Source organism: Dietzia sp. DQ11-71 (genome assembly GCF_014144995.1).
GTDB classification, from domain to species: Bacteria; Actinomycetota; Actinomycetes; order Mycobacteriales; family Mycobacteriaceae; genus Dietzia; species Dietzia kunjamensis.
Genome location: NZ_JAALDT010000368.1, coordinates 1 through 4,520, shown reverse-complemented (window position 1 = coordinate 4,520; position 4,520 = coordinate 1). Strand labels below are relative to the sequence as shown.

The 4,520-nt window shown below is 71.6% G+C and carries 4 protein-coding genes; all 4 read right to left on the bottom strand.

Annotation, left to right across the window (positions count from 1 at the left end; translation table 11 throughout):
* A partial coding sequence (purB, locus tag G6023_RS12785; RefSeq protein WP_182635855.1) for an adenylosuccinate lyase occupies positions 1 to 1,311 on the bottom strand: 1,311 nt, incomplete at its 3' end.
* A 22-nt stretch (positions 1,312 to 1,333) separates the two neighbouring features.
* Complete coding sequence (locus G6023_RS12780; RefSeq protein ID WP_156776009.1) at positions 1,334 to 1,477, bottom strand: hypothetical protein; 144 nt, start codon at positions 1,475 to 1,477, stop codon at positions 1,334 to 1,336.
* 68 nt (positions 1,478 to 1,545) lie between these two features.
* Positions 1,546 to 2,721, bottom strand: coding sequence for an aminotransferase class I/II-fold pyridoxal phosphate-dependent enzyme (locus G6023_RS12775; RefSeq protein WP_132064012.1), 1,176 nt, complete (start codon positions 2,719 to 2,721; stop codon positions 1,546 to 1,548).
* 30 nt (positions 2,722 to 2,751) lie between these two features.
* Positions 2,752 to 4,440 (bottom strand): SLC13 family permease, encoded by a 1,689-nt coding sequence (locus G6023_RS12770; RefSeq protein WP_241261260.1) that lies wholly within the window; start codon positions 4,438 to 4,440, stop codon positions 2,752 to 2,754.
* Positions 4,441 to 4,520 lie beyond the last annotated feature (80 nt).

The window sequence follows — 4,520 nt, the reverse complement described above, 5'->3', positions numbered from 1 at the left end:
CTCCTCGAGCGCGGCGCGATCCAGCGGCAGCCGGTCGTCGGCGGCGAGCCGGTCCAGCAGATCGGGTTCGCGGCCCTCCTCGCGCATGGCCAGCGCCACCGCCACCGCGTTGGACTTGATCGCCTCGTGGGCGACCTCGCGGCCGACCCCGGCGCGCACCGCGGCCATGAGGACCTTCGTGGTGGCGAGGAACGGCAGGTAGCGCTGGAGCTCCTTGTCGATCACGGCCGGGTAGGCGCCGAACTCGTCGAGCACGGTGAGGAACGTCTCGAACATGCCGTCCAGGGCGAAGAACGCATCCGGCAGCGCGACACGACGCACCACGGAGCAGAAGACGTCGCCCTCGTTCCACTGCGCGCCCGCGAGTTCGGCGGCCATGGAGCCGTAACCGCGGAGCACGACCTGCAGACCGTTCACGCGCTCGCAGGAGCGGGTGTTCATCTTGTGCGGCATCGCGGACGAGCCGACCTGGCCGGGCTGGAAGCCCTCGGTGACCAGCTCGTGCCCGGCCATGAGCCGGATGGTCTGCGCCAACGACGACGGGCCGGCGCCGAGCTGGACGAGCGCCGAGACGACCTCGTGGTCCAACGACCGCGGGTAGACCTGGCCCACCGAGTCGAAGGTGCGGGCGAAGCCGAGATGCTCGGCGATCCGCCCCTCGAGCTCGGCCAGCTTGGCGGCGTCGCCACCGAGGAGGTCGAGCATGTCCTGCGCCGTGCCCATCGGGCCCTTGATGCCGCGCAGGGGGTACCGCTCGAGCAACGACTCCACGCGCTCCAACGCCACCAGCAGTTCGTCGGCCGCGGAGGCGAAACGCTTGCCCAGCGTGGTGGCCTGCGCGGCGACGTTGTGGCTGCGCCCGGCCATCACGGTGTCGCGGTGGGCGACGGCGTGCTCGGCCAGACGCCGGACCGCGGCGACGCCGCGGTCGCGGACGAGCTCGAGTGACCGCACCACCTGGAGCTGCTCGACGTTCTCGGTGAGGTCTCGGCTCGTCATGCCCTTGTGGATGTGCTCGTGGCCGGCGAGGTCGTTGAACTCCTCGATGCGGGCCTTGACGTCGTGCCGGGTGACGCGCTCGCGCTCGGCGATCGAGCCGAGGTCGACGCGGTCGATCACCGCCTCGTAGGCCTCGATCACCCCGTCGGGGACGTCGATGCCCAGGTCGCGTTGTGCGCGCAGCACCGCGATCCACAGCTGCCGCTCGAGCACGATCTTGTGCTCGGCGGACCACAGCGTGGCCAGGTCGGCGCTCGCGTAGCGCGAGGCGAGGACGTTGGAGATGCGGGGCTTGCTGCTCTGGGCGGTCACGCCCCCCAGTATCGCAGCCCGGTCAGGAGATCATCGAGCCGCCGGTGGACCCGGCCAGGATCTCCCGGGCGTTGAGGTAGACCTGCTCCACCGTGAGCGGAGCCTGCGCCAGCAGCCACGGCCGGGTGACGTAGACGATGGCGGTGATGATCTCGGCGGAACCCATGCGCCGACCGTAGCGCTCCGCGGGCGCCGGCGGGGGCCGTACATCACAGCCGCCCGCGGGGCCGGTACCTACGGGGCGAGCACGGCCTCCAGCCGGTCCATCGCCTCGGCGATCTCCTCGGTGCCGCCGGCGAAGCTCAGCCGGACGGTGTGGCCACCGTCGACGGTGTCGAAGTCGACGCCCGGCGTCAACGCGACCCCTGTTCGCTCGAGGACCTCCGCGCACCACGCCACCGAGTCGTCGGTCCAGCGTGAGACGTCGAAGTACGCGTAGAAGGCGCCGTCCGGAGGGGCGATCTCCCCCACGCCCAGCTCGCCCAGTCTGCGCAGGACCAGGTCGCGGTTTCGGGCGTACCGCTGGACGTGCCCGTCCAGCTCGGCGGCAGCGGCTTCGGTGAACGCGGCGACGGCGGCGAACTGGGCATCGGCGGGCGGACAGATGGTGAGGTTGCCGATCAGACGGTCCACGGGGTCACGCAGGTACTCCGGCAACAGCATCCAGCCGATCCGCCAGCCGGTCATGGAAAAGTACTTGGACACCGAGCCCATCACCACGGCTTCGCGGCTGGTCTGCCACGCGCTCGCGCACTCCCGGCCGTAGGTGACGCCGTGGTAGATCTCGTCGCTGACGAGCAGCGTGCCGTGGGCCTCGCACCAGCGCGCGAGGGCCTCGAGTTCGCCCGCGTCGATGATCGTGCCGGTGGGGTTCGCCGGGCTCGCCACGATGAGGCCGGCGGGCGCGTGGCCCAGTTCCGCCGTGACCGCCTCGAGCTGCGCGACCGTGGGTTGGTACCGGGTCTCGTGGCCGCAGGCGATCTCGTGGACCCGGCAGCCCAGGGCCTGGAGGGTGTTGCGGTAGGCGGGGTAGCCGGGGCGTGCCATCACGACGGTGTCGCCGGGGTCGAACGCGGCGAGGAACAGCACGGTGAAGCCGCCGGAGGACCCGGTGGTGACGACGACGTCGTCGGCCGTCACGTCCACCCCGTCCCGCCGCCGGTGGTACCCCGCGATCGCCTCGCGGAGCGGCCGGATGCCCAGCGCCTCGGTGTAGCCGAGGATCTCGGTGTCCAGGGCGTGGCGGGCGGCGGCGAGTACCGGGCCGGGGGCCGGGGTCGAGGGCTGGCCCGCGCACAGCGAGATGACGTCGCCGTGGGTCTCCTGCCGGCGGGCGGCGGCGGCGAGGACGCTCATGACGTGGAAGGGCTCGACGGCCGAGCGGCGGGAGGGTTCGCGTGCGACGGGCATGCCCCCGACGCTAGCGCGCCGGTCAGACGATCAGCCGGTCAGCCCGAACACCCACACCAACAGCGTCATGGTGACCGCGGTGATGGCGATCAGCCCGATCAGGTTGAGCCAGATCCCGCCGCGGATCATCTGCCCGATGGTCACGTATCCCGAGCCGTAGGCGATCGCGTTGGGCGGGGTCGCCACCGGGAGCATGAAGGCGCAGGTGGCGGCGAGCGCGACCGGGACGGCCAGGAACATCGGGTCCAGGTCCAGGCCGAGGGCGACGCCGCCGGCCACCGGCAGGAACGTGGCGGCGGTGGCGGTGTTGCTCGTCAGCTCGGTGAGGAACAGGACCCCGGCGGCCGCGACGAGCACCAGCGCGACGGTCGGCAGCGCGTCGAGCGCCGACGCCTGCTCGCCGATCCACCCGGTGAGCCCGGAACCGGAGAACTGTGCGGACAGTGCCAGTCCGCCGCCGAACAGCAGCAGCACGCCCCACGGCAGGCCCAGCGCGGCGTCCCAGGTGAGCAGCCGCACCCCGCGCTCGGTGCCGGCCGGCAGCAGGAACAGCAGCAGTCCGGCAGTGAGCGCGATCCCGGCGTCCGAGATCGGCGGGTCCTCCCACACCAGCGGCACGGCCACCCAGGCCACGGCCGCCGCGACGAACACCGCCAGGACGCGCCGTTCGCCCGACGAGGTCGGGCCGAGCCTGCGCAGTTCGTCGTCGAACAGTGCCCGACCGCCGGGGATCCGCTCGATCTCGGGACGGAACAGCACCTTGGTGAGGAGGAACCACGTGATCACGAGCATGACCACCGCCAGCGGGAGTCCGACCAGCATCCAGCGTCCGAAGCCCAGGACGATGTCGTGCTCGCCCTCCAGGTAGCCGGCGAGGAGGGTGTTGGGCGGGGTGCCGATGATGGTCGCCAGCGAGCCGACCGACGCCGCGTAGGCGATGCCCAGCATCAGCGCGGTGCCGAAGTTCGACCGGATCACGGCCTGCTTCACCTGTTCGGAACGCGGATCGGACGAGGAGTCCATCCGGGGGATCGCGTCCTCGTCGTCGTTCCCACCGGCGCTGCCGTTCCCACCGGCACGGTCCTTCCCACCGAGCTCGGAGGCGAGCATCAGCACCGACACCCCGATCGGGAGCATCATCACCGCCGTGGCCGTGTTGGACACCCACATGCTCAGGAACGCGGTGGCGATCATGAACCCGGCGACCACCCGGGTCGACCGGGTACCCATCGCGCGCACGGTGAGCAGGGCGATCCGCCGGTGCAGGTTCCAGCGCTGCATGGCGATCGCGATGAGGAAGCCGCCCATGAACAGGAAGATGATGTTGTTGCCGTACTCGGCGCCCACGTCGTTGACCGAGACGTCCTCACCCAGGACGGGGAAGACGATGAGCGGCACCAGCGCGGTGGCGGGGATGGGGATGCACTCGGTCATCCACCAGATGCCCAGGAGCACGGCGACCGCCGCGGTGAGGCGCGCGTTGTGTTCGAGATCGCCCGGCATGACCAGGTACACGAGCACGGCCGCCGCCAGCCCGGCGACGGTCCCGATCACGCTGCGGACGAACTCGCCCCGCGGCACCGCGGGGTCGAGCTCGCCGGGTGACTTCTGGTCGACCTCCATCCCGCGGTCGGGGTCCGGCTCCAGACCCCTCAGGTGTGGTGCCATCACGATCCTGCGGTCGTCGGTGCCGCCCGCGTCCGTGCCCCCGCCGGTCATGGCCCGCTCCCTCCGCCGGTCACCCCGACGCCTCCCAGCGGGGTGCTCTGGCGATCACGGTAACCCCGGGACGGCGGCCT

Coding starts and splice junctions, on each gene's coding strand:
- G6023_RS12780 (WP_156776009.1), bottom strand. CDS start 1,477: ATGGGTTCCGCCGAGATCATCACCGCCATCGTCTACGTCACCCGGCCG.
- G6023_RS12775 (WP_132064012.1), bottom strand. CDS start 2,721: ATGCCCGTCGCACGCGAACCCTCCCGCCGCTCGGCCGTCGAGCCCTTC.
- G6023_RS12770 (WP_241261260.1), bottom strand. CDS start 4,440: ATGACCGGCGGGGGCACGGACGCGGGCGGCACCGACGACCGCAGGATC.